At 70.4% G+C, this 22,330-nt stretch carries 17 protein-coding genes; 3 read left to right on the forward strand and 14 right to left on the reverse strand.

All coding sequences use genetic code 11. The annotated features are described in order from the left end of the window. Positions 1-158 precede the first annotated feature (158 nt). From ACSF8R_RS08350 to ACSF8R_RS08370, 5 genes are all read right to left on the reverse strand, one after another. Positions 159-1,445, reverse strand: a complete 1,287-nt coding sequence (locus ACSF8R_RS08350) for a DUF418 domain-containing protein (protein WP_434811406.1) — start codon at positions 1,443-1,445, stop codon at positions 159-161. A gap of 322 nt (positions 1,446-1,767) precedes the next feature. Beyond that, positions 1,768-4,149: an ATP-binding cassette domain-containing protein gene (locus tag ACSF8R_RS08355; RefSeq protein WP_434811407.1), complete on the reverse strand. Its 2,382-nt coding sequence runs from the start codon at positions 4,147-4,149 to the stop codon at positions 1,768-1,770. After that, entirely contained in the window at positions 4,110-4,700 is a 591-nt protein-coding gene (locus tag ACSF8R_RS08360) for a DNA-3-methyladenine glycosylase I (RefSeq protein ID WP_434811408.1), read from the reverse strand. Before ACSF8R_RS08360 ends, ACSF8R_RS08355 begins: the two co-directional genes overlap by 40 nt. Before the next feature lie 35 nt (positions 4,701-4,735). Continuing rightward, on the reverse strand, positions 4,736-5,443 hold the full coding sequence (locus ACSF8R_RS08365) for a response regulator (RefSeq protein WP_434811409.1): 708 nt from the start codon (positions 5,441-5,443) through the stop codon (positions 4,736-4,738). After that, on the reverse strand, positions 5,440-6,660 hold the full coding sequence (locus tag ACSF8R_RS08370) for an ATP-binding protein (RefSeq protein ID WP_434811410.1): 1,221 nt from the start codon (positions 6,658-6,660) through the stop codon (positions 5,440-5,442). The genes ACSF8R_RS08365 and ACSF8R_RS08370 overlap by 4 nt, the downstream gene beginning before the upstream one ends. A gap of 180 nt (positions 6,661-6,840) precedes the next feature. On the opposite strand from ACSF8R_RS08370, the gene ACSF8R_RS08375 reads away from it, so the two are divergent. From ACSF8R_RS08375 to ACSF8R_RS08385, 3 genes are read left to right on the forward strand one after another with little or no spacing between them, the layout of a single operon-like run. After that, positions 6,841-7,821, forward strand: coding sequence for a Bug family tripartite tricarboxylate transporter substrate binding protein (locus ACSF8R_RS08375; protein WP_434811411.1), 981 nt, complete (start codon positions 6,841-6,843; stop codon positions 7,819-7,821). Continuing rightward, entirely contained in the window at positions 7,818-8,489 is a 672-nt protein-coding gene (locus ACSF8R_RS08380) for a tripartite tricarboxylate transporter TctB family protein (RefSeq protein WP_434811412.1), read from the forward strand. The genes ACSF8R_RS08375 and ACSF8R_RS08380 overlap by 4 nt, the downstream gene beginning before the upstream one ends. Beyond that, positions 8,477-9,988 (forward strand): tripartite tricarboxylate transporter permease, encoded by a 1,512-nt coding sequence (locus ACSF8R_RS08385; RefSeq protein WP_434811413.1) that lies wholly within the window; start codon positions 8,477-8,479, stop codon positions 9,986-9,988. The genes ACSF8R_RS08380 and ACSF8R_RS08385 overlap by 13 nt, the downstream gene beginning before the upstream one ends. A 58-nt stretch (positions 9,989-10,046) precedes the next feature. Here the strand turns inward: ACSF8R_RS08385 and ACSF8R_RS08390 are convergent, their stop codons facing one another. The 9 genes from ACSF8R_RS08390 to ACSF8R_RS08430 all read right to left on the reverse strand — a co-directional run bounded on the left by ACSF8R_RS08390 (position 10,047) and on the right by ACSF8R_RS08430 (position 22,324). Further along, positions 10,047-12,152, reverse strand: a complete 2,106-nt coding sequence (locus ACSF8R_RS08390; protein ID WP_434811414.1) for an acyl-CoA dehydrogenase family protein — start codon at positions 12,150-12,152, stop codon at positions 10,047-10,049. A 168-nt stretch (positions 12,153-12,320) separates the two neighbouring features. Then, the gene (locus ACSF8R_RS08395; protein WP_434811415.1) at positions 12,321-14,003 is read right to left on the reverse strand and encodes a formate--tetrahydrofolate ligase; all 1,683 of its coding nucleotides are present in this window, start codon (positions 14,001-14,003) and stop codon (positions 12,321-12,323) included. A gap of 43 nt (positions 14,004-14,046) precedes the next feature. Then, positions 14,047-16,146 (reverse strand): DNA helicase RecQ, encoded by a 2,100-nt coding sequence (gene recQ / locus ACSF8R_RS08400; protein ID WP_434811416.1) that lies wholly within the window; start codon positions 16,144-16,146, stop codon positions 14,047-14,049. Positions 16,147-16,200: 54 nt separating this feature from the next. Then, positions 16,201-16,404, reverse strand: coding sequence for a hypothetical protein (locus ACSF8R_RS08405; RefSeq protein WP_434811417.1), 204 nt, complete (start codon positions 16,402-16,404; stop codon positions 16,201-16,203). A gap of 32 nt (positions 16,405-16,436) precedes the next feature. Beyond that, positions 16,437-16,976, reverse strand: a complete 540-nt coding sequence (locus ACSF8R_RS08410) for a DUF1697 domain-containing protein (RefSeq protein ID WP_434811418.1) — start codon at positions 16,974-16,976, stop codon at positions 16,437-16,439. 48 nt (positions 16,977-17,024) lie between these two features. Next, positions 17,025-19,658 (reverse strand): DEAD/DEAH box helicase, encoded by a 2,634-nt coding sequence (locus ACSF8R_RS08415; protein WP_434811530.1) that lies wholly within the window; start codon positions 19,656-19,658, stop codon positions 17,025-17,027. Positions 19,659-19,716: 58 nt separating this feature from the next. Next, a complete protein-coding gene (locus ACSF8R_RS08420; protein ID WP_434811419.1) occupies positions 19,717-21,174 on the reverse strand; it encodes a cation acetate symporter in 1,458 nt (485 codons plus the stop codon). Then, entirely contained in the window at positions 21,171-21,557 is a 387-nt protein-coding gene (locus ACSF8R_RS08425; RefSeq protein ID WP_434811420.1) for a heavy metal transporter, read from the reverse strand. The genes ACSF8R_RS08420 and ACSF8R_RS08425 overlap by 4 nt, the downstream gene beginning before the upstream one ends. Next, positions 21,554-22,324 (reverse strand): LytR/AlgR family response regulator transcription factor, encoded by a 771-nt coding sequence (locus tag ACSF8R_RS08430; protein WP_434811421.1) that lies wholly within the window; start codon positions 22,322-22,324, stop codon positions 21,554-21,556. Before ACSF8R_RS08430 ends, ACSF8R_RS08425 begins: the two co-directional genes overlap by 4 nt. Positions 22,325-22,330: the final 6 nt, after the last annotated feature.

Here is a 22,330-nt window from a genome sequence, read left to right on the forward strand (position 1 = left end):
TGCGACCGCGCGCGGACGCGCACGTAGCCACGCAAAGGCTCTCATTCCGGCACTGCTCCCCCCGGGCGACGACCCTGACAGCCTACGTGAGGGCCCGCGATCACGCGATTCGGACCGGTGGGGAGTACTCCCCATCCGTCGCGATCACTTTTCGCAGATCATGTGCGACTTTCGGTAGCGGCCGCGGGGCGGTGGTCGCTGGCTGTCACGGGGGTCGGCGCGGCGACGGCGCGGTGGCCGTAGGCGAGGCGACGGAGCAACCATTCGGCCGGTCCGCGGCGCCCCGCCCGCTCGAGCAGCACCGCCACGGCGACCGTCGCCAACCATGTGCCGACCGCGACCGCGACAAGGGCGAGCGGCGTGATGCGCTCGCCCACGCCGAATCCCCACGGCGACAGGAGCGGCGCCATGACGACGGACTGCAGGAGGTAGCTGGTCATCGACCGCTTGCCGACCGCCTGCAAGGCGAAGCCGACCGGGCCGGGGCGCCGCTGCATCCGGATCGCGAGCAGTCCGAACGCCGCGGCGTACCCGACACCGCACGCGACACCGGTCAGCGAGTGCACGCCCTGCAGCCCCCAGTCGAGCACGTCGTCGAGCGGCAGCACACCGACGAACTGCAGGGCGGTGAGGGCGCCGCCGATCCAGCCGATCGCGATGCCCGCCACCGCGAGCCGGCGGAGCGCCCGCACGTGGTCGGCCGGGCTGTCGAGCAGTCCGCGGCGCGCGGCGAGGATGCCGAGGATCACGGCGAGCGGCACCGTCATGAACAGCACCTGCCCGATCGTCATGGCCACCCACACACCGAGCCGCACGACCATCGACAGCCCGTAATCGTCGATGGCGAGCAGCGCGAACGGGTCGAAGCCGCCGGTCTCGAACATGGCTCTGTCGACGATGCCGCCATCGAGCAGGAACTGCAGCACGATCGCCGAGACGACGCTGAACACGGCGCCCATCGCGATGAGGCCGGCGAGGATCCACGCCGTGATCTTCAATGCCTTGTCGCTGCGGCCGAGCAGCGCGGCGACGATGATGAGACCCGTCAACCCGTATGCGCCGATGATGTCGCCGTACCAGAGCAGCAGGGCATGCAGGGCCCCGAATGCCAGCATCCACAGGTGCCGGCGCTGCAGCAGTCGGCGGGCCGATCGCTCGTCGATGCCCGACTGGTATTGACGTCGGTAGAGCTGCCAGATGCCGTAGCCGAACAGGAACGCGAACAGCGGATAGCTGCGCCCGTCGATCGCGATGATCGAGATGACCTGCCAGGCGAGGTCGAGTCCCTCGGCGTCCTTCGCGTGGCTGAGCGTGAACCCGCGGGTCACGTCGAACGCCAGCCATGGCGCGTTTGCAAGCGCGATCATCAGCAGCATGAGGCCGCGGGCGACGTCGGGCGCGATGGCGCGGGTGCTCGGTGCGGGAGGCTGCGCTGCAGTGGTCATGCCTTCAGCCTCGCCGACACCCGCGGCGGGCGCATCCCCCAGAAGTCGGAGATCGGGGTCGGGTGGGTGGCGCCTGCTGCGCAGCCCTCTGGCGTGGGCGGCCGCGTGCGCGGCGGGCGCCGTGGCGATCTCACTTGCGGAGGCGACGAGTTCTTCTTGTTCCTGCTGGCACTGCTGGCGGGGTGGGTGGGGTCGCGGCGGCACTGCCGCCTCTGTCGGGGGCCTGACGCGTTTCGTCTCGCTGCGCTCGCTCAACGACCGGGGCGGGCAGGTATCCGGTCGTTGAGCGAGGCCCGCAGGGCCGAGACGAAACGTACCGGACTCAGGCGCCGACGTAGGCGGCGAGGTGCTCGCCGGTGAGGGTCGTGCGCTGCGCGGCCAGGTCTGTCGGCGTGCCTTCGAACACGATCCGCCCGCCGTCGTGGCCGGCGCCGGGGCCGAGGTCGATGATCCAGTCGGCGTGGGCCATGACGGCCTGGTGGTGCTCGATCACGATGACGCTGTTACCGGCATCCACGAGTCGGTCGAGCATGCCGAGCATGTTGTCGACGTCGGCGAGGTGGAGCCCCGTGGTCGGCTCGTCGAGCACGTAGATCGCGCCCTTCTTCGCCATCGAGATCGCGAGCTTGAGGCGCTGCCGCTCACCGCCGGAGAGGGTGTTCAGGGCCTGGCCGAGCGTGATGTAGCCGAGGCCGACGTCGATCATGCGGTCGAGCGTCGTTGCCGCCGGGCCCTTCGTGAAGAAGTCCGCCGCCTCGGCCGCCGACATCGCCAGCACTTCTGCGATGTTCTTGCCGTCGAGTTCGTATTCGAGCACGGCGTCGCCGAAGCCGCTGCCCTCGCACAGTTCGCACAGGGTCTCGACCGACTGCGTGTAGCCGAGGTTCGTGATGATCACGCCGAGCCCCTTGCACGCGGGGCAGGCGCCTTCGGAGTTCGCACTGAACAGACCGGGCTTGACCCCGTTGGCCTTCGCGAACGCAGAGCGGATCGCGTCGAGGATGCCGGTGTAGGTGGCCGGGCTCGACCTACGCGACCCCTTGATGGGCGCCTGGTCGACGACGACCACATCAGCGAAGCCCGGCACGTTGCCGTGGATGAGCGACGACTTGCCCGACCCGGCGACGCCCGTGACGACCGTCAGCACGCCGAGGGGAATGTCGACATCGACGCCCTGCAGATTGTGCTGCGTGGCCCCGCGGATCTCGAGCGCACCGGTGGGGGTGCGCACGCTGCCTTTCAGCTGTGCGCGGTGGTCGAGGTGGCGACCGGTCAGGGTGTCGCTGGCGCGCAGGCCCGCGACGTCGCCGATGTACTGGATCTGTCCGCCGGCGCGGCCGGCGCCGGGACCGAGGTCGACGATGTTGTCGGCGATTTCGATGACTTCGGGCTTGTGCTCGACGACGAGCACTGTGTTGCCCTTGTCGCGCAACTGCTGCAGCAGCGCGTTCATGCGCTGGATGTCGTGCGGGTGCAGCCCCGCGGTCGGCTCGTCGAACACGTAGGTGATGTCGGTGAGGGCGGACCCCAGGTGCCGGATCATCTTGATGCGCTGCGCCTCGCCGCCCGACAGGGTGCCGGACGAGCGATCGAGCGACAGGTAGCCCAGTCCGATGCGCAGGAACGAGTCGACGGTCTGGCGCAGGCCCGCCATGAGCGGCGCGACGGACGGGTCGTCGATCGTCGCGAGCCAGGCGGCGAGATCGGTGATCTGCATCGCGGCGGCATCCGCGATGTTCACGTCGCCGATCTTCGACGAGCGGGCGCCCTCGTTCAGGCGCGTGCCGTCGCATTCCGGACACGGCATGAACTTGACGGCCCGGTCGACGAAGGCGCGGATGTGGGGCTGCAGCGCGTCGCGGTCCTTCTGCAGCATCGACTTGGTGACCTTGGGCACGAGACCCTCGTAGGTCATGTTGATGCCCGCGATCTTGACCTTCGTCTGCTCCTTGTAGAGGAAGTCGTGCAGCTCTTGCTCGGTGTAGTCGACGATGGGCTTGGCCGGGTCGACGAACCCCGATTCGGTGTAGCCCTTCACCATCCAGCCGTCGGCCGTGTAGCCGGGCACCTTGATCGCGCCGTCGGCGAGCGAGATCGAACGGTCGAGCAGTTCGTCGAGGTCGATGTCGCTGACCTGGCCGAGCCCCTCGCAGTTCGGGCACATGCCGCCGGTGATCTCGAACGAGCGCCGCTCCTTCTTGCCCTTGTCTTTGCCGACCTGCAGCGTGACGGCGCCCGCGCCCTTGACCGACGGCACGTTGAAGCTGAACGCCTGCGGCGACCCGACGTGCGGGGCGCCGATGCGGCTGAACAGCAGCCGCAGCATGGCGTGCACGTCGGTCGCGGTACCGACGGTGGAGCGCGCGTTGGAGCCCATCCGCTCCTGGTCGACGATGATCGCGGGGCTCACGTTCTCGAGCCCGTCGACCTCGGGTCGGCTGAGCTGGCCCATGAACTGCTGCACGAACGTGGGGTAGGTCTCGTTGATGAGCCGCTGCGACTCGTTGGCGATCGTGCCGAACACGAGCGACGACTTGCCCGAGCCGCTCACCCCGGTGAAGACGCTGAGGCGACGCTTGGGGATGTCGACCGAGACGTCTTTCAGGTTGTTCTCGCGCGCCCCGATCACCCGGATGACCTCGTGCGAATCGGCGATGTGCTCAGTCAAGGGATGTCCTCTCGGGTGGCGTCCGCCCGCCAGCATCCCACGACGTGGTCGTCGACCATGCCGCTGGACTGCATGAGGGCGTACATCGTGGTGGAGCCGACGAACCGGAACCCCGCCTTGCGCAGGGTCTTGCTCATGGCATCGGATGCCGGGGTCGTCGCGGGCACCTCGCTGAAGTCGCGCGGCCTCGGCTTCGGCGCGGGGGCGAACGACCACATGAGCGCGTCGAGTTCACCCGGCGCCATGTCGCGCACGAGGGCGGCGTTGCCGATCGTCGCGAGAATCTTCGCGCGGTTGCGGACGATGCCGGCATCCGTCATCAGCCGCTCGACGTCGGCCTCGTCGAACGCGGCGACGACGTCGGGGTCGAAGCCTGCGAACACCTCACGGAACCGCGGGCGCTTGCGCAGGATCGTGATCCACGACAGGCCAGCCTGGAACCCCTCGAGGCTCATCTTCTCGAGCAGTGCCCGATCGCCGTGCAGCGGGCGCCCCCACTCCTCGTCGTGGTAGCGGCGGTACTCGGCGTCATCCCCCACCCAGGCGCAGCGCTCCCGCCCGTCCGGGCCGGTTCGGGTGTCGGTCACGGCGTCAGCCTAAACCCCGCCTCCGACACCGCCGATCAGCCGACGGTGCGCCGGTAGAGCACTTCGGGGCGCCCGCGGGCGCCGAACCGGTGCGAGACGGTGACCGCGCCAGTCCGTGAGAGGTGGTCGAGGTAGCGGCGCACCGTCACGACCGCCGCGCCGGTGCGGCCTGCGACCTCGCGCGCACTGGCCGCGACGACGGGGTCGAGGGCGTCGACGATGAGCTGCATCGTGGCGGGCGACAGCCCTTTCGGCAGTGGCGCCTGGTCGTCCGATGTCTCGCCCGCGAGCGTCGAGCGCCCGGCGGCGAGCGCGTCGATCTCGCCCTGGCCGAGTGGCAGCCGCGCTTCACCGGCCGGGTCGACGCGGCGGGCCCGGTAGTCGGCGAGGCGCTGCAGGAACGCCTCCTTCGTGAAGGGCTTCGTCAGGTAGCCGACGACCTGCGCCGACAGCGCTTGGCGCACCGTGGTGGTGTCGCGGGCCGAGCTGATCACGAGCACGTCGACCGACCAGTCGCGTACGATGCGCAGCCGATGCAGCACTTCGATGCCGCTGAAGTCGGGCAGGTTCATGTCGAGCAGGACGAAGTCGACATCGGCGCGCGTGACGAGGTCGGCGGCGGTCGCACCGGTTCGTGCCGAACCGACCTGGACGAACCCGGGCGCATCGGCGAGGTACGCGGCGTGCAGGCGCTGCACGGCCGGGTCGTCGTCGACGATGACGGTGCGGATGTCGCCGCTCATGCGAGGTCTCCGACGCGCGCCGACGGCAGGTCCACCGTGAACCGCGCACCGCCGCCATCTGCCCGACCCACCTCGATCGTGCCGCCGCGACGGACGACGGTGCGGCGGACCAGGTCGAGGCCCACACCGTGTCCCTCGGCGTCGGTTTTCGTCGAGTAGCCGCGTTCGAACACGCGCGGCACATCGGATTCGGCGATCCCGTCGCCGTCGTCGTCGACGCGCAGGTGGATGCCGTCTCCCGCCGCCACGACCCGAACCTCCACGCGGTCGCGCGCCGCTTCGACCGCGTTGCGGGCGAGGTTCGAGAGCACGAGCAGTGCGTCGTCGTCGAACGAACCGGACTCCACCGTCGACGCCGGGTCGAGCACCAGCATCCCGCCTCGGGCGTGCAGCGGCTCGGCTGCAGACTCCAACACGGTGCGGACCACGGGGTCGTCGATGCCGCCGACGTCGGGACCGGCGGACGCCCCGGTCACCGGCACGATGCCGCCGATGTAGTCGAGTGCGTCGTCGTCGAATCCCTCGGCGATGAGGCCGCGGATGACGTGCAGCCGGGTGTGGAACTCGTGCGACTGATCGCGCAGCGCCGCCGAGACCCGGCGCTGCGCCTGCAACTCACGAGCCGCGTCTTCGAGGCGACGCACCCGCCGCCGGATGAACCAGGTCAGCACGCCGCTCAGCAGGCATCCCACGATCGCCGATCCCACGACCCAGGGCAGCAGCCCCCACATCGCGTCGCCGACGTCGGCGGCGAGCCTGCTCTCCAGAATGCCGACCGAGGCGCCCCCGACCACGTCGTCGTCGACGACGATCGGCACCTTCGCCCGAAGGGTCATGCCCACGGTGCCCTCCTCCGAGCCGATGGAGGTCTCACCGGCGAGGGTCGCTGTCGGGTCGGTGGAGACCCGCTTCCCGCGTTCGGCGGGAGTGGGGTGGGTGATGCGGATGCCGTCGTCATCGTGGATCACGACATAGTCGACGCCCGCGGATTCCTGGACGAGATCGGCCAGCGGCTGCAGCGACGCGGCCGCCTCCTCGACGGGGAGCCCCATCGCCTGCTGCACCTGCTCGAGCGCGGCCAGACTCGTCGCCACATCGAGCACCCGCTCCCGGGTCGCGTCGCGCAGGCTCCGCTCCTGCACGGCGACGGCGACCGCCGTCGTGGCGCCGACGCACACGAGCACGACGAGGCACTGCATCAGCAGGATCGTCAGCATCCTGCCGCGCATCGGGGAGTCCGCGACCTTCTCCGTGGCACACCTCCGCGTCGTGATCATCAATGAGCACAACCACCCGGTGGAGTGCCGGGTCGGCGCCGCATCGTCCAGTCTAGGTGCGCGTCCGATCCCCGGATGGGGCGCTGACCACACGCACAGCGCAGTGCAGAGGAGGAGCCCGTGCGCCAGAGGATCATCTCCACCGTCGTCGGTGTCGCCGCAGCGGCCCTGTTCGCCGTCGCCGCCGTCAGTGCGAGCACGGCCGGTTCGGCAGCGAGCCCGCGAACCAAACTCACCATCGTCGCCCCCGCCTCACCGGGCGGCGGCTGGGATACCTTCGCGCGAGAGAGCCAGCGCGTCATGCGCGACAACACGATCGCCGGCGGCATCCAGGTCGTCAACATCCCCGGCGCCTCGGGCACGATCGGCCTCGGGCAGCTCGCCGGCATGGGCGACCGCCACGACGTGATGATGGTGACCGGCGGCGTCATGCTCGGCGGCATCGTCGTCAACGGCTCGGCCGTGACCCTCGAGGACGTCACCCCGATCGCGCGACTGGCCGACGACTTCAACGTGCTCGTCGTGCCGGCCGACTCCCCCTACGAGACCCTCGACGACTTCGTCGCGGCCGTCGCCGAGAACCCGGGCGGCACCGCGATCGCGGGCGGCTCGCTGGGCGGCATCGACCACCTGCTGTCGGGCATGCTCGCCTCGGCCGCCGGCGTCGACCCGAGCGACGCGAACTACCTCGCCTATCCGGGCGGCGGCGAGGTCGTCACCTCCCTGCTGTCACACACGGCCGAAGCGGGCCTGTCGGGGTACAACGAGTTCCGCGACCAGATCGAGTCGGGCAACCTGCGCGCCCTCGCGATCTCGGCCGCCGAACCCGTCGACGGCATCGACGTGCCGACCTTCGTCGAGCAGGGCTACGACGTCGCGATGGCGAACTGGCGCGGCTACGTCGCCCCGCCCGGCATCAGCGACGAGGTGCGCGACGAACTGATCGCGATGGTCACCGAGATGCGTGAGACCTCCGACTGGCAAGAGACCCTCGCCCGCAACAGCTGGGTCGACAGCTTCATGACGGGTGCCGAACTCGATGCGTTCATCGGCACCGAGACCGAGAGGACCACGCAGATCATGACGGAGCTGGGACTGTGACCGGGCCGCAGACGACCGGCACGCTGCGGGTGCAGCGGATGCCGCGTTGGTACACCGGATACGGCGAGCTCGTCGTGACGGCGGCCGTGTTGACGCTCGCGATCGCGCTGACCGTCGGCACCGTCACGATGGCCGTGCCGGAGGGCACCGCGTTTCCCGGTCCGCAGTTCTTCCCGATCATCGTCACCGTGCTGCTGTACGGCGTCGGCATCGCGCACGGCATCACGGTCGTGCGGTCGCCGCGCCGGGCCCACGCCGCCGGCGAGCCGACCGAGATCTCGACCGACATGCTCGAAGACCTCGGCGACCTCGACGCGACCAGCGAGATCCGGGTGCTCACCCCGGAGCAGATCGCCGCAGCACGCGGTGACGGAGCGGATGCAGGGACGGATGTCGAGGCCACGCCCGCCGGCACCGACTGGCGCACGCTCGGCATCGCCGTCGCGGCACTTGCGGGCTTCATCGTGCTGCTGCCGATCCTTGGGTGGCTCATCAGCGCCGCCGCACTGTTCTGGGTGCTCGCCTGGAACTTCGGCAGCAAACGGCCGCTGTTCGACATCGCGGTCGCGGCGATCGTGGCATCCATCATCCAGCTGGCGTTCGGCGCGGGGCTCGGGCTCTCGCTGCCGGCCGGCATCCTCGAAGGAGCGTTCCCGTGGATCAGCTGACCCACCTGGCCGAGGGCTTCCAGGTCGCCTTCACCCTACAGAACCTGCTGTTCCTCGTCATCGGCGCCATCCTCGGCACCGCCGTCGGGGTGCTCCCCGGACTCGGCTCCGCGATGGCGGTGGCTCTGCTGCTGCCGGTGACGTTCAGCCTCGACCCGACCGGCGCGTTCATCATGTTCGCTTCGATCTACTTCGGCGGCCTGTTCGGCGACTCGACCGCCGGCATCCTGCTGAACACGCCCGGCAACTCGTCGGCGATCGCGACCACGTTCGAAGGGCACCGGCTCGCGAAGAACGGCATGGCGGCCAAAGCCCTCGGCACCGCCGCCATCGGGGCCTTCATCGGCGGGTTCATCGCGTGCGTGCTCGTCGTCTTCTTCGCGCCCGCGATCGTCGAACTGGCGAAGGTGTTCGGCCCCGCCGAGTACTTCGCGCTCGCCGTCTTCGCGTTCGTCGCGATCTCGGCCGTCGTCTCCGAATCGATCGTTCGCGGCCTCGTCGCCCTCGGGCTCGGCTTCGCGCTGGCGCTCGTCGGCATCGACGGCATGAGCGGCGCGGAACGGTTCACGATGGGCAGCCCGGTGCTGTTCGACGGCATCTCGATCATCGTCATCACCGTGGGACTGCTCGCGATCGGTGAGGTGCTGCACGTGTCAGGCCACATCCGTCGCGACGGCGGCGCCGGAAAGCTCATCGCCCCGAAGGGCTCGCCGTTCCTGAGCCTGCGGGAGTGGCGCACCGTCGGTCTCCCGTTCCTGCGCGGCACCGCGTTCGGCCTTCCGTTCGGCGCGATCCCCGTGGGCGGCTCGGAGGTGCCCACCTTCCTCGCCTACGGCACCGAGAAGCGGCTGGCCAGGCGCCGCAGCGACACCGAATTCGGCACGACCGGATCGCTGCGCGGTGTCGCCGCCCCGGAGGCAGCCGGCAACGCCACCGCAGGCTCGGCGATGGGCGCGCTGTTGGGCCTCGGCATCCCGACATCGGCGACCGCCGCGATGATGATCGCCGCGTTCCAGCAGTACGGCATGCAGCCCGGCCCCCTGCTGTTCGAGCGCAGCGGCGACCTCGTATGGCCGTTGCTGGCGAGCCTGTTCTTGGGGCTGATCATCCTGCTGATCATCAATCTGCCGTTCGCGGCGGTCTGGGCCAAGCTCCTGCTGATCCCCCGCCACTACCTGTACGCGACGATCACGGTGCTCGCCATGCTCGGCGTCTACGCGCTCGCCTCGCGCACCGTGGACCTGTGGATGGCGCTCGGCATCGGCGTGGTCGGCTTCGCGATGCGACGCTTCGACATTCCGCTCGCGCCGGTGCTGATCGCCGCGATCCTCGGTCCGCTCGCCGAGACCCAGCTGCGCCGAGCGCTCGCCGTGTCGGAGGGGGACCCCGGCATCCTCGTCGCGTCGCCGCTGACGATCGTCCTCTACGTCGTGCTCGCCGCAATCGTCGTCATCAGCGCAGTGCAGCACCTGCGCCACGCCCGCGCCGCCCGGGTGTGACCCGCGAACGTCGGGTCGGGACCCCGGGGCGCTTCCCCACGCGCCCCGGAGTGCTCTGTCACTTCTTCTTGAGCGACTTTTCCGAGACAGGGGCGCTGCCCGAGGCGGCGAGGTCGGCGTAGTACGCGCGGGCCTCGTCCTGGCGGGCCTGCTCGGCGCCCGACGCGATCGGTGCGCGCACATGCTCGGGCTCGAACCCGAAAGCGTCGACGAGGTCCTGCGCGTGCGGGCGCAGGCGCAGCGCGAGGCGGTCGATGTAGCGGCCGACCGACGCGGCACGCTGGGTCGACAGGCGCCCGTTGATGATGTGCCAGGCGAGGTGCTTCTCGATGATCGACAGCCCGAACAGGTCGCGCAGCCACGTGAGCACCTGGCGGGTGCCCTCGTCCTCGATCTTGTTGACAGCGTCGGTGAACGCCTCCCACTGCAGCAGCTCGCCGTGCGCGCGAGCGGCCTCGATGAGCTCCGCCTGCACTGCGTTGAACATCGCGGCCGCCTCGGCCTGCGACGCCTTCGCCGCCGGGCGCAGGCGGGTGGCGATGTCGGAGATCATCTGCTCGACACGATCGGTGAGCAGCTCATGCTGCTGCTCGGCGCGAAGCCCCAGCTCGACCGAACGCGCGGTCGAACCGAAGTCGGCGACGGCCTGACCGAACCGGCGCAGCCCGGCACCGTGGAAGACCTTGCCAGCCGTCTGGCCGACCGCGTACTTCGCCAGTGCCGCAGCGTCGGCGCCCTTGAACTGCTTCGCGTAATCCGACAGCAGACGCTTGCCCACCAGCTGCAGCAGGATGTTGTTGTCGCCCTCGAAGGTGACGTACACGTCGAGGTCCTGGTGGAGGCCCACCATGCGGTTCTCGGCGAGGAAGCCCGAACCGCCGCACGCCTCGCGGCAGTCCTGAATCGTGTCGAGCGCGTTCCACGTCGACAGCGGCTTCAGCGCTGCGGCGAGGGTCTCGAGGTCTTCGCGCTCTTCGGGGGTGTCGGCGGTGCCGCCGAAGACGCCGTCGAACTTGCGCAGCAGCTCGTCGTGGGAGAAGTACTGGGCGTACGTCTGGGCGATGCGGGGCAGCAGGCGCCGCTGGTGCTTGCCGTAGTCGAGCAGCACCACCTCTTCGGTGCCGGCGCCCGAGTCGAACTGACGGCGCTGGTTCGCGTACGTGACGGCGATGTACTCAGCGAGCGCGGCACCGACGGTCGCGGCGCCGTCGAGCGAGACACGTCCCTGCACGAGCGCGCCGAGCATCGTGAAGAAGCGACGGCCGGGGCTCGGGATCTCGCTCGAGTACGACCCGTCGGCGGCGACCTCGCCGTAGCGGTTGAGCAGGTTGAACCGGGGGATGCGCACCTGGTCGAAGTGCAGACGCCCGTTGTCGATGCCGTTCAGGCCACCCTTGACCCCGTCATCCTCACCGCCGACACCGGGCAGGAAGGCGCCCTCGTCGTCGCGGAGCGGCACGAAGAAGCAGTGCACGCCGTAGTTGACGCCACCCGTGATCAGCTGTGCGAACACCGTCGCCGCCTTGCCGTGCAGGGCTGCGTTGCCGAGGTAGTCCTTCCAGGCGCCGCGGAACGGCGTGTGGATCACGAACTCCTCGGTGGCAGGGTCATAGGTCGCCGTCGTGCCGATCGCGGCGACGTCGGAACCGTGTCCCGTCTCGGTCATCGCGAACGCGCCGGGCAGCTCCATGTTCATCACGTCACGCAGCCAGGCGTCGTGGTGCTGCTTCGTGCCGAGCTGGTGGATGGCGGAGCCGAACAGCCCCCACTGCACACCGCCCTTGATCTGCAGACTCGGGTCGGCCAAGACGAGCTCTTCGAAACCGGCGAGGTTCGACCCGTTGCTGCCCTTGCCGCCGTACTCGACGGGGTAGGCGCGGCCCGAGGCACCGTGGTCGACGAGCAGCTTGAGCTGGCCGAGCACGCGCTCGCGGTGCTCGGGCATGGGTTGGCCCTCGATGCGCCAGAACGCGGAATCCTTGATCATTTCGCGCGCTTCGCGGCGCGTCTCGGCCCAGGTGCCGAACAGCAGGTCGGTGACGGCCGCGACGTCGATGCGCGGCTCATGCGCCTCGGCGGCGGAGTGCGCGGTGGTGGGGGCGCCACCGGCGGGCGTGCGCTTGCTGGTCGCGGGCTTGTTGGGGCGGACGACTGTGTCGGTCATGGCCTCACCTTTCGGTGCCGATGCATACATGGGAAGTCGACTCTGACCGTAGGACTTCCACAACTGTGCATCAACCTTGTTGGGTGGTCTACACAATCCGCGTCGGGGGCGACGCCGCGGACGGTTGTGACCTCCCGACATCGCGGCGCTCACCCGGCCGCGCGAGCGTCAGAACAGCCCGACGATGCGGCCCTCGGCATCCACGTCGATCGAGGCCGCCGCGGGCGTCGCGGGCAACCCCGGCATGGTCATGATGCCGCCGCACACCATGATCACGAACCCGGCGCCGGCAGCCAGACGCACCTCGCGGATATCGACGCTGTGCCCCGTCGGCGCCCCGCGCAGATTCGCGTCGGTCGAGAACGAGTACTGCGTCTTCGCGACGCACACCGGCAGCGTGCCGTAGCCATCGTCCTGCAGTCGACGGATCTGAGCGCGCACCGCGGAGGATGCCGTGATCTCGCCGGCGCCGTAGATCCGGGTCGCGATGGCGGTCATCTTGTCCCACAGCGACGCATCATCGGGGTAGGTGAACCGCAGCGTGCTCGGTTCGGCGCACAGCTCCACGACCACCCGCGCGAGGGCTTCGGCGCCGGCACCGCCCTCGGCGAAGTGGCGCGCGACGACCGCCTCCACGCCCTCGGCGCGGGCGGCCTCTTCGACGGCGGCAAGTTCTGCAGGGGTGTCTTCGGCGCGGTGGTTGATGGCGACGACGGCGGGCAGTCCGAACACATCGCGCACCGTCGACAGATGGCGGCGAAGGTTCACGGCGCCGCGGCGCACGGCATCCACGTCTTCGGTTGCGAGGTCGGCGACCTCCACCCCGCCGTGGTATTTCAGCGCCCGGACCGTCGCGACGATGACGGCCGCTGCGGGGCGCAGCCCCGACGTGCGGCAGAGGATGTCGACGAACTTCTCAGCCCCGAGGTCCGCACCGAACCCGGCCTCGGTCACGACGTAGTCGGCGAGCTTCAGCGCCGACTGCGTCGCGAGCACCGAATTGCACCCGTGGGCGATGTTCGCGAACGGCCCCCCATGCACGAACGCGGGCGTGTGCTCGAGGGTCTGCACGAGGTTCGGCGCGAGCGCGTCGCGCAGGATCGCGGTCATCGCACCGTGCGCGTCGAGGTCGCGGGCGCGCACTGGCGTGCGGTCGTGCCTGTAGGCGACGACGATCTCGCCGAGACGCTGTTTGAGGTCGGCGATGCTCGTCGCGAGACAGAAGATCGCCATCACCTCGGAGGCGACGACGATGTCAAAACCGGCCTCGCGCGGGTACCCGTTGCCGGTCCCGCCGAGCCCGACGACGATGTCGCGCAGGGCGCGGTCGTTCACGTCGAGCACCCGCCGCCACGTGATGCGGCGAAGGTCGATACCGAGGGCATTGCCCTGGTGGATGTGGTTGTCGATGAGCGCGGCGAGCAGGTTCGTGGCGACCCCGATCGCCGAGAAGTCGCCCGTGAAGTGCAGGTTGATGTCTTCCATCGGCACGATCTGCGCGTAGCCGCCGCCGGTCGCGCCACCCTTCATGCCGAAGACGGGGCCGAGCGCGGGCTCGCGCAGGCAGATCATCGCCCGTTCGCCGATGCGGGTCAGCGCGTCGCCGAGCCCGACGGTCGTCGTGGTCTTGCCCTCACCTGCCGGCGTCGGCGAGACGGCGGTGACGAGCACGAGCTTGCCCTGGGCCTGTCCGGAGCGATCGGCGAGACCGGCGAGGTGGCCGAGCGACACCTTCGCCTTGTACCGCCCGTACTGCTCGACCGCGTCTTCGGGGATGCCGAGGGATTCGGCGATGCGGGTGATGGGCCGCAGCTCAGCGGCCTGGGCGATTTCGATGCTGCTCGCGGTCATGCGGGTGCCTCCTCGGACCTCGTCGTCCGCGGTCAGCCTACGGTCAGTCGGCGGCGATCACAGCGACCACGGCTTCGCCGTACGCCTCGCGCTTCTTCGCGCCGATGCCGGTGATGCCCTCGAGGTCGGCGGTCGTGCGGGGTCGATGCTCGGCGAGAGCGCGCAGCGTCGCGTCGCCGAAGACGATGTAGGCGGGCACGCCCTGCTCCTTCGCGACACCGGCGCGCCAGGTGCGCAGCGCCTCGAACAGGTCGCGGTCTCCGTCGGCCACCGCATCCGCCGCCGACGCCTTGCGTGCCCGCGACCCACCGCCGGTGCGACCGAGCACATCGCGACGCAACGGCACCGGCTCATCACCGCGTAGCACAGCGGCAGCCGGGTCGCCGAGCGCGAGCACGCCGTACTCGCCGCGGGCGACGAGGATGCCGCGGGCCAGCAGCTGCCGCACGACCGAGCGCCAGTCCTGCTCCGACAGGTCGGCGCCGAGGCCGTAGGTCGCGAGCTTGTCGTGGCCCTGCTGGCGGATGCGTTCGGTCGAGCCGCCGCGGAGGATGTCGATGAGGTGCCCGGCGCCGAACGCCTGGTTGCGCTCCCGCTGCAACCGGACGATTGTCGACAGCAGCTTCTGTGCGGGGACCAGGCCGTCCCACGTGTCGGGTTCGGTGAGGCACGTGTCGCAGTTGCCGCACGGGTCGGAGGATTGCCCGAAGTAGCCGAGCAGGTTCACGCGGCGGCACGAGACCGTCTCGCACAGGGCGAGCATCGCGTCGAGGTGCTGCCCCATGCGCATCTTGTAGGTGCGGTCGCCGGGACTCTGGTCGATGAGGCGCCGCTGCTGAACGACGTCGGCGAGACCGTACGCCATCCATGCGACGGCCGGTTCGCCGTCGCGGCCGGCACGACCGGTCTCTTGGTAGTACCCCTCGACCGATTTCGGCAGGTCGATGTGCGCGACGAAGCGCACGTCGGGCTTGTCGATGCCCATGCCGAACGCGATCGTCGCGACCATGACGACACCCTCGTCGCGCAGGAACCGGGCCTGGTTCGCCGCGCGCACCTCGGCCGGGAGGCCCGCGTGGTACGGCAGCGCGTCGACGCCCTGCGTGCGCAGGTGCTCGGCCGTCTGCTCGACCGACTTGCGGCTGAGCGCGTAGACGATGCCAGATGCGCGTGAACCCGGTGGTTGAGTGCCGGGCCCCTGGCCCGGTGTATCGAAACCGCGGATGAACGCGAGCAGTTGGCGGCGCACCTCGGCCTTCGCCTCGATGCGGTACTGGATGTTGGGCCGGTCGAAGCTGGCGACGAAGTGCTTCGCGTCCGGCAGCCGCAGGCGCTCGGTGAGCTCCTTGTGGGTGGCGCGGGTCGCGGTGGCAGTGAGAGCCATGCGCGGAACACCCGGGAACCGCTCGTCGAGGTCACCGAGCGCGAGGTAGTCGGGACGGAAGTCGTGACCCCATTGCGACACGCAGTGCGCCTCGTCGATCGCGATGACACTGAGCGCCCCCCGCTGCAGCAGCGCCGTGGTCGCGGGCACGCTGAGACGCTCGGGGGCGACGTAGAGCAGGTCGAGGTCACCGGCGAGATATGCCTGCTCGACGCCGGCACGCTCCCCCGGGCTCTGCGTCGAGTTGAGGTAGGCGGCGCGCACACCATTGGCGGTGAGCGCATCGACCTGATCGTGCATGAGGGCGATCAGGGGCGAGACGACCAGCCCGGTGCCGGGTCGCACGAGTGCGGGCACCTGGTAGGTGATCGACTTGCCGCCGCCGGTGGGCATGAGCACGACGGCATCCCCACCGTCGATGACGTGGCGGACGATCTCGCCCTGGTCGCCGCGGAACGCGTCGTACCCGAAGACCTCTTTGAGCACGGCGACGGGGTCGGCGCCGACATGGTCGCGCGCGTCGAGCTGCAGCACGGCAGGAGCGATCGCTGCCGGACGCGGGGCTGATGCGGGCCGCTGCGCAGGCTGCCGCGGCGGGGTGGATGCCGGGGTGTCGCGTGTCGCCCGTGACAGCGCACCCGCGTATCCGTCATACTCCGGCGGTGGCGGGGCGTCGTGGTCGTCTGGCGGAACGAGGTCGTCGGGATTCCAGTCGAGGTCGGCGTACGGGTCATCGCTCCAGCCGCCTGCTCCACTCACCCGCCCAACGATAGCCCGGGCCGCCGACACCCGGTGCCGGTCATCCCCACGCGCTCACTCGGAGGCCGAGCGCGGAAGGCCGGTTGCGGGGTCGAAGAGGTCCTCGGCAGCGGCCCCCAGATCCACGCCCGAGAACGCAGCCTGGGCGTCGGTGATGGTTGCGCGGAGTCTCATCGCCCGCGCGTCGGTGGCCCCAGCATCCTTGGCGCCGCCGAGTTTCTCGGCCTCCGCTGTGACGCGGTCTGACTTCTCATCCATGGTGCGCTCATCCCCCGCCATCCATTGTGTGCTCAGCACCACTTCGACGCGAGGGTGCGGACGACATTCGCGTTGCGGTTCGTGCCCTCGTCGAGCAGCTTCGCGGCGCCGAGCGGATCGACCTGACCGTCCTGATAGCCGGGCAGCAACAGGGCGTGCACGGCGCGTCCGCGCACCAGCATCCGACCGACATCCGTGCGGGAGGTCGCTTCGACCTGCTTCGCGCGGGCCGCCGGCAGCGGCGCCTTCAAGAGGTAGACATAGTGCCGTGCGAGCCCCGGGTGCGCCTCGTCGAGCGCGTCGGATGCGGCGGCGAGATCGGCGAACTCCGACGCCGAGAACACGATCGTCGGCACATCGAACCCGCGGTCGGCGGCGAACGCCTGCTCGAGCCGCTCGGCGATGCGCTCGGTCGACCGCATCCGGGTGTCGAAGCGCACATTGCCGGTATTGAGGTGGGTCGCGACGTCTTCGAAGCCGGCATCCGTGACGACGCGCTGGATGTCGGCCTTCGGGAAGATGCGCTTGGACCCGAGGTTGATCGCGCGCAGGAACGCGAGGTGCGTGGCCATCGCCCCATCATGGCCCGTGCCGGCGACACCCGGCCAGGGTCGCCCGTGTCAGAGTCGCAGGACCTCGGTCACGGTGAGCACGGCAGTGCCGGCCTCGACGGATGCCGCGAGGTCCACGGTGCCGCGGATGCGCCAGTCGTGATGCCCCTCGGGGTCATCGAGCGTCTGCTCCACGAGCCAGCGCTCAGGCTCCTCGACGATCTGCACGAGCCGGGGCGAGCGGGCGGGGCCGCCGGTGAGCAGTTCGGCGTGCTCGTCGTAGTAGTCATCGAGCGCCGCCGGCCAGTCCACGTCGGGGTCGAGTTCGGTGAGCGCGTCGTCGTCCTGCAGCGCGGCGAGCTGCACCCGGCGGAACAGCTCGTTGCGCACGAGCACCGTGAACGCGCGGCGGTTCGCGATGACCGACGGGGGCGCGGGCGGCACGACGGGGGCATCCGGGTCGTCGGCGGGATTGGCGAGGGCCTCCCACTCGTCCATGAGGCTCGAATCGACCTGGCGGACGAGTTCACCCAGCCACTCGATGACATCCATCAGGTCGTCGGTGCGAGCGTCGGCCGGAACGGTCTGCCGGATCGCCCGGTACGCGTCACTGAGGTAGCGCAGCACCAGGCCCTCACTGCGGCCGAGTTGGTAGAACGACACGAACTCGCCGAACGACATCGCCCGTTCGAACATGTCGCGCACGACCGACTTGGGGTGCAGTTCGAAGTCGCGCACCCACGGCTGGCTCGACGCGAACACCTCAAAGGACTGCGCCAGCAGCTCATCGAGCGGCTTCGGGTAGGTGATCTCTTCGAGCAGCGCCATCCGCTCGTCGTACTCGATGCCGTCTCGCTTCATCGCCGCGACCGCCTCGCCGCGCGCCTTGTACTCCTGCTGCCCCAGGATCGCGCGCGGGTCGTCGAGCGTCGCCTCGATCACGCTCACGACGTCGAGCGCGTAGTGGCCGGTGCCGGTCGAGGTACGTGCCGAACTCCTGAGATTCGGCGTGGGATCGGCCGAATCCGGCTCCCCCGGGCCCACCGGCGTGGATTCTCCGGAGTTCGGCACGGGGAGGGTGTCCGACTCGGGATCGAGGAGGTCGAGGGCGGCGAGCGCGAACGGCGACAGCGGCTGGTTGAGGGCGAAGTTCGGCTGCAGATCGACGGTGAGGTGGATGCCGGCGTCATCCACCTCCACGATCTCGGCGGCGCGCAGGGTGCGGAAGATCGCGAGGGCGCGGCGGGCCAGCTCGTACCGGCGCGCGGGCGGCTCGTGGTTGTCGAACACGAGCGAACGGACCGCGCCGAACACGTCACCGCCTCGGCCGATGACGTTGATGAGCATCGCGGCCGTGAGCTGCAGCTGCGGCACGAGCGGTTCGGGCTGGGCGGCGACGAGCCGTTCGAACGACCCCTCGCCCCAGTTGACGATGCCGGTGGGCGCCTTCTTCCGAACGATCTTCTTGCGTTTGGCGGGGTCGTCGCCGGCCTTCGCGAGCGCGACGGCGTTCTCGATCTCCCACTCCGGCGCCATGACGGCGACGTTGCCGTACGTGTCGTAGCCGGCCCTGCCCGCACGCCCCGCGATCTGGTGGAACTCACGGGCGGTGAGCTGCCGCATCCGGGTGCCGTCGTACTTGCTGAGCGCCGTGATCAGCACCGTGCGGATGGGTACGTTGATGCCGACGCCGAGCGTGTCGGTCCCGCAGATCACCCGCAGCAGGCCACGCTGGGCGAGGGTTTCGACGAGGCGCCGGTAGCGGGGCAGCATGCCAGCGTGGTGGATGCCGATGCCCGCCCGCACGAGCCGCGACAGCGTCTTGCCGAATGCCGTGGTGAACCGGAATCCGCCGATCGCCTCGGCGATGGCATCGCGCTGGGCCCGGTCGGCGACCTTGACGCTGGAGAGTGCCTGGGCGCGCTCGACGGCGGCGGCCTGCGAGAAGTGGACGATGTAGACGGGGGTCTCGTGCTCTTCGAGCAGCGATGCGACGACATCGTGCACCGGGCGGCGTTCGTAGGAAAAGTGCAGCGGCACAGGGCGTTCGACGCCGGTGACGAGCGCCGTGGCGCGGCCGGTGCGGCGGGTGAGGTCATCGGCGATGTCGGTGACGTCGCCGAGGGTCGCCGACATCAGCAGGAACTGTGCCCGGGGCAGGGTGAGCAGCGGTACCTGCCACGCCCAGCCGCGCTCGGGGTCGCCGTAGTAGTGGAACTCGTCCATCACGACCTGATCGACTGGGCCCACGCGCCCGGAGGCTCCGGGCGGCGCGGTAGCGACGCCTGGAGGGGGCGTGGGGACGGCATCCGCTCCTTGGCGGAGGGCGAGGTTCGCGAGGATCTCTGCCGTGCAGCACACGATCGGCGCGTCGGGGTTGACCGACGAATCGCCGGTGACCATGCCGACCCGCTCGGCGCCGAAGATCTCGACGAGTGCGAAGAACTTCTCGCTCACAAGCGCCTTGATCGGCGCGGTGTAGTAGGTGCGGCCGCCGCGAGCCAGGCACGCCGCGTGTGCTGCGACGGCGACGAGCGACTTGCCGGTGCCGGTGGGCGTCGCGAGCACCACGTTCGCGCCCGAGACGAGTTCGATGATCGCTTCGTCCTGTGCCGGGTACAGCGCGAAGCCGCGGTCGCCCGCCCAGCCCGCGAACGCGTCGTAGACGTCGTCGGGTTCGGATCCGGCGGGGATGCGGTCCATCAGCGGCGTCGGATCGGTCACCACACGAGTCTGCCCCACGCTCGCGCGCCGCGGCGCGTCAGGCCCGCTCGGGCCGGTGCAGGCGGGCGAGATACCGGTCGGTGTGCGGCGGCGGGTCGCGTCGGTCAAGCAGTGAGACGGCGACGGTGACGGCGGTGGCGAGCGGGATCGTCCAGGCGGCGGGTTGGGCGAGCAGCGGGGCCGCGACGCCGACGCCGTCGACGGCGGCGTGCACGACGAGCGAGAGCGTGCAGGCGACGGCCCCGGTGACGATCCCGGCGACGGCACCGCGCGCGGTGAGTCCGCGCCACCACACCCCGAGCAGCAGGACGGGCGAGAGGGTGGATGCCGCGAACACGAACACCGCGCCGACGCTCGAGACGAGTCCGGCCGGTGCAGTGACGAGCGCCACGACGAGCGGCACGAGCGCGCAGACGACGGCAGCGAGGCGGAACGAGCGGACCGACCCCGAGAACACGTCCTGGCTGACGACACCCGCCAGCGACACGACGAGCCCGGCCGAGGTCGCGAGGAACGCGGCGAAGGCGCCGGCGACGACGAGCGCCGTCAGCAGTTCGCCCAGCAGCCCGGGAAAGACGCGCGACGGCAGCAGCAGGGCGACCGTGTCGGCGATGCCCGGTTCGGCGAGGTCGGGGGCGAGCGCGCGGGCGAGCAGCCCCATAGCGCTCGAGACGGCGTAGAAGACGCTCACCATGACGATCACGAGCACCGTCGTGCGGCGCGCGGCGACGCCGTCGGGGCTCGTGTAGAACCGCACCAGCACGTGCGGCAGGCCCATGGTGCCCAGCAGCAGCGCCAGCATGAGGGATGCCGAGGCGTACGCGTCGAGCCCGGCCGGCCCCGCCGCGGGCGGGAACAGCTCGGCGACGTCGACCGGCTGCGGGCCGCCGGTGAACACGAACGCGATGCACACGACCGGCACGAGCAGCGCGGTGAGCTTCAGCCAGTACTGGAACGCCTGCACGAACGTGATCGCCCGCATCCCACCCGCCGCGACCGCCCCGGCGACCAGCACCGCGATGAGGACGGCCCCGACCCAGGTGGGCAGGCCGGCGACGACGGCGAGCGTGATGCCGGCGCCGTGCAGCTGCGGCACGATGTAGAGCCATCCGATGACGAGCACCATGATGCTCGTCACCCGCCGCGCGAGCTGTGACTGCAGCCGCGCCTCGATGAAGTCGGGGATCGTGTAGGCACCGCTTCGGCGCAGCGGGGCCGCGACGAACACGAGCACCAACAGGTAGCCGGCAGCGTACCCGATCGGAAACCAGAAGCCCTGCGCACCGCCGAGGAGCACGGCGCCCGAGAGCCCCAGGAACGTGCCGGCCGAGAGGTATTCGCCGCTGATGGCCGACGCGTTCCACACCGGCCGCACCGTGCGCGAGGCGACGAAGAAGTCGCTCGTCGTGCGTGAGACCCGCACGCCGTACACGCCGATCAGCACCGTGACGAGTGCGACGCCGGCGACAGCGGTGAGGTCGAGCGCGGGGTTCACGGGCGCTCCTGCAGGGCGCGGTACCGCTGCTCGTTGCGGGTCGCGGCGCGCGCGTAGAGCAGCGCGAAGAGTGCGATGACCGGATAGAACGCGAACGCGTGGAGCAGCCACGACAGTGGGATGCCGGCGATGGCGACATCGTCGAGTTCAGGCACCCACACCAGCGCAACAGTCATCGCGACGACCACCACGACGAACCCCGCGACGGTGCCGAGCGCCAGCCGCAGCTGGGTTCGGCGCAATGCACGGCTGTACACGGCATCCGCTTCGTCGGCGGGCGCGCCGGGGAGGGCGATGCCGCGCGTCGGGTCGGACCTGCTCGACCCCGCGGGGCGTGCCGGGGCGCCGGTGACGCGCACCCGCTTCGGCGCCTCACCCGTCATCGCCCGGTGCCTCGCTCCGAGCCCCGCTCCGAGCCCCGGTCGCTGCCTCGGTCGCCGACGAGGGCGTCGCGCACGGCGGGCAGCAGCCGTCGGCTGACCGGCAGCGACACCGCCCCGACCGACACGGTCGGCTCACCGCCGCCGAGGCGGGCTTCGGTGACCGCCGCGGCGTGCACGAGGTAGGAGCGGTGCACCCGCACGAACCCGACCGCCTCCCAGCGCTGTTCGAGTTCGGAGATGGGGATGCGCACGAGGTGGCCGACGGCATCCCCGCCATCGGTGTGCAGCCTGGAGTAGTCGCCCTGCGCCTGCACCCACCGCACGTCGCTGCGGCGGATGAACCGCACCGTCTGGCCCACCGTCACGGGCACGACGTCGTCGGGGTCTGCCGGTTCGCCGCCGGTCGCGGCGAGGTCGATCGCCCGGTCGACGGCGCGACGCAGCCGCTCGGCGCGCACCGGCTTCAGCAGGTAATCCACGGCCCGAAGATCGAACGCGTCGACAGCGCGCGCATCGTCCGCCGTGACGAACACGACCGCCGGGGGTGTGGCGAGGCCGGCGAGTGCGGTGGCGAGTTCGAGCCCGGTGAGGCCGGGCATGTGGATGTCGAGGAAGGCGACGGCGACCGCCCGCTCCGACAGCTGCCGCAGCGCGTCGGCACCGGAGGTCGCGGTGAGGATCTCGCCGATGCGCTCGTCGGCGCGCAGCAGATGCACCAGTTCGTCGAGCGCTGGGCGCTCGTCGTCGGCGACGAGCACGTCGATCACGGGGGC

This window comes from Microbacterium sp. bgisy189 (genome assembly GCF_965345345.1).
Classification (GTDB): domain Bacteria; phylum Actinomycetota; class Actinomycetes; order Actinomycetales; family Microbacteriaceae; genus Microbacterium.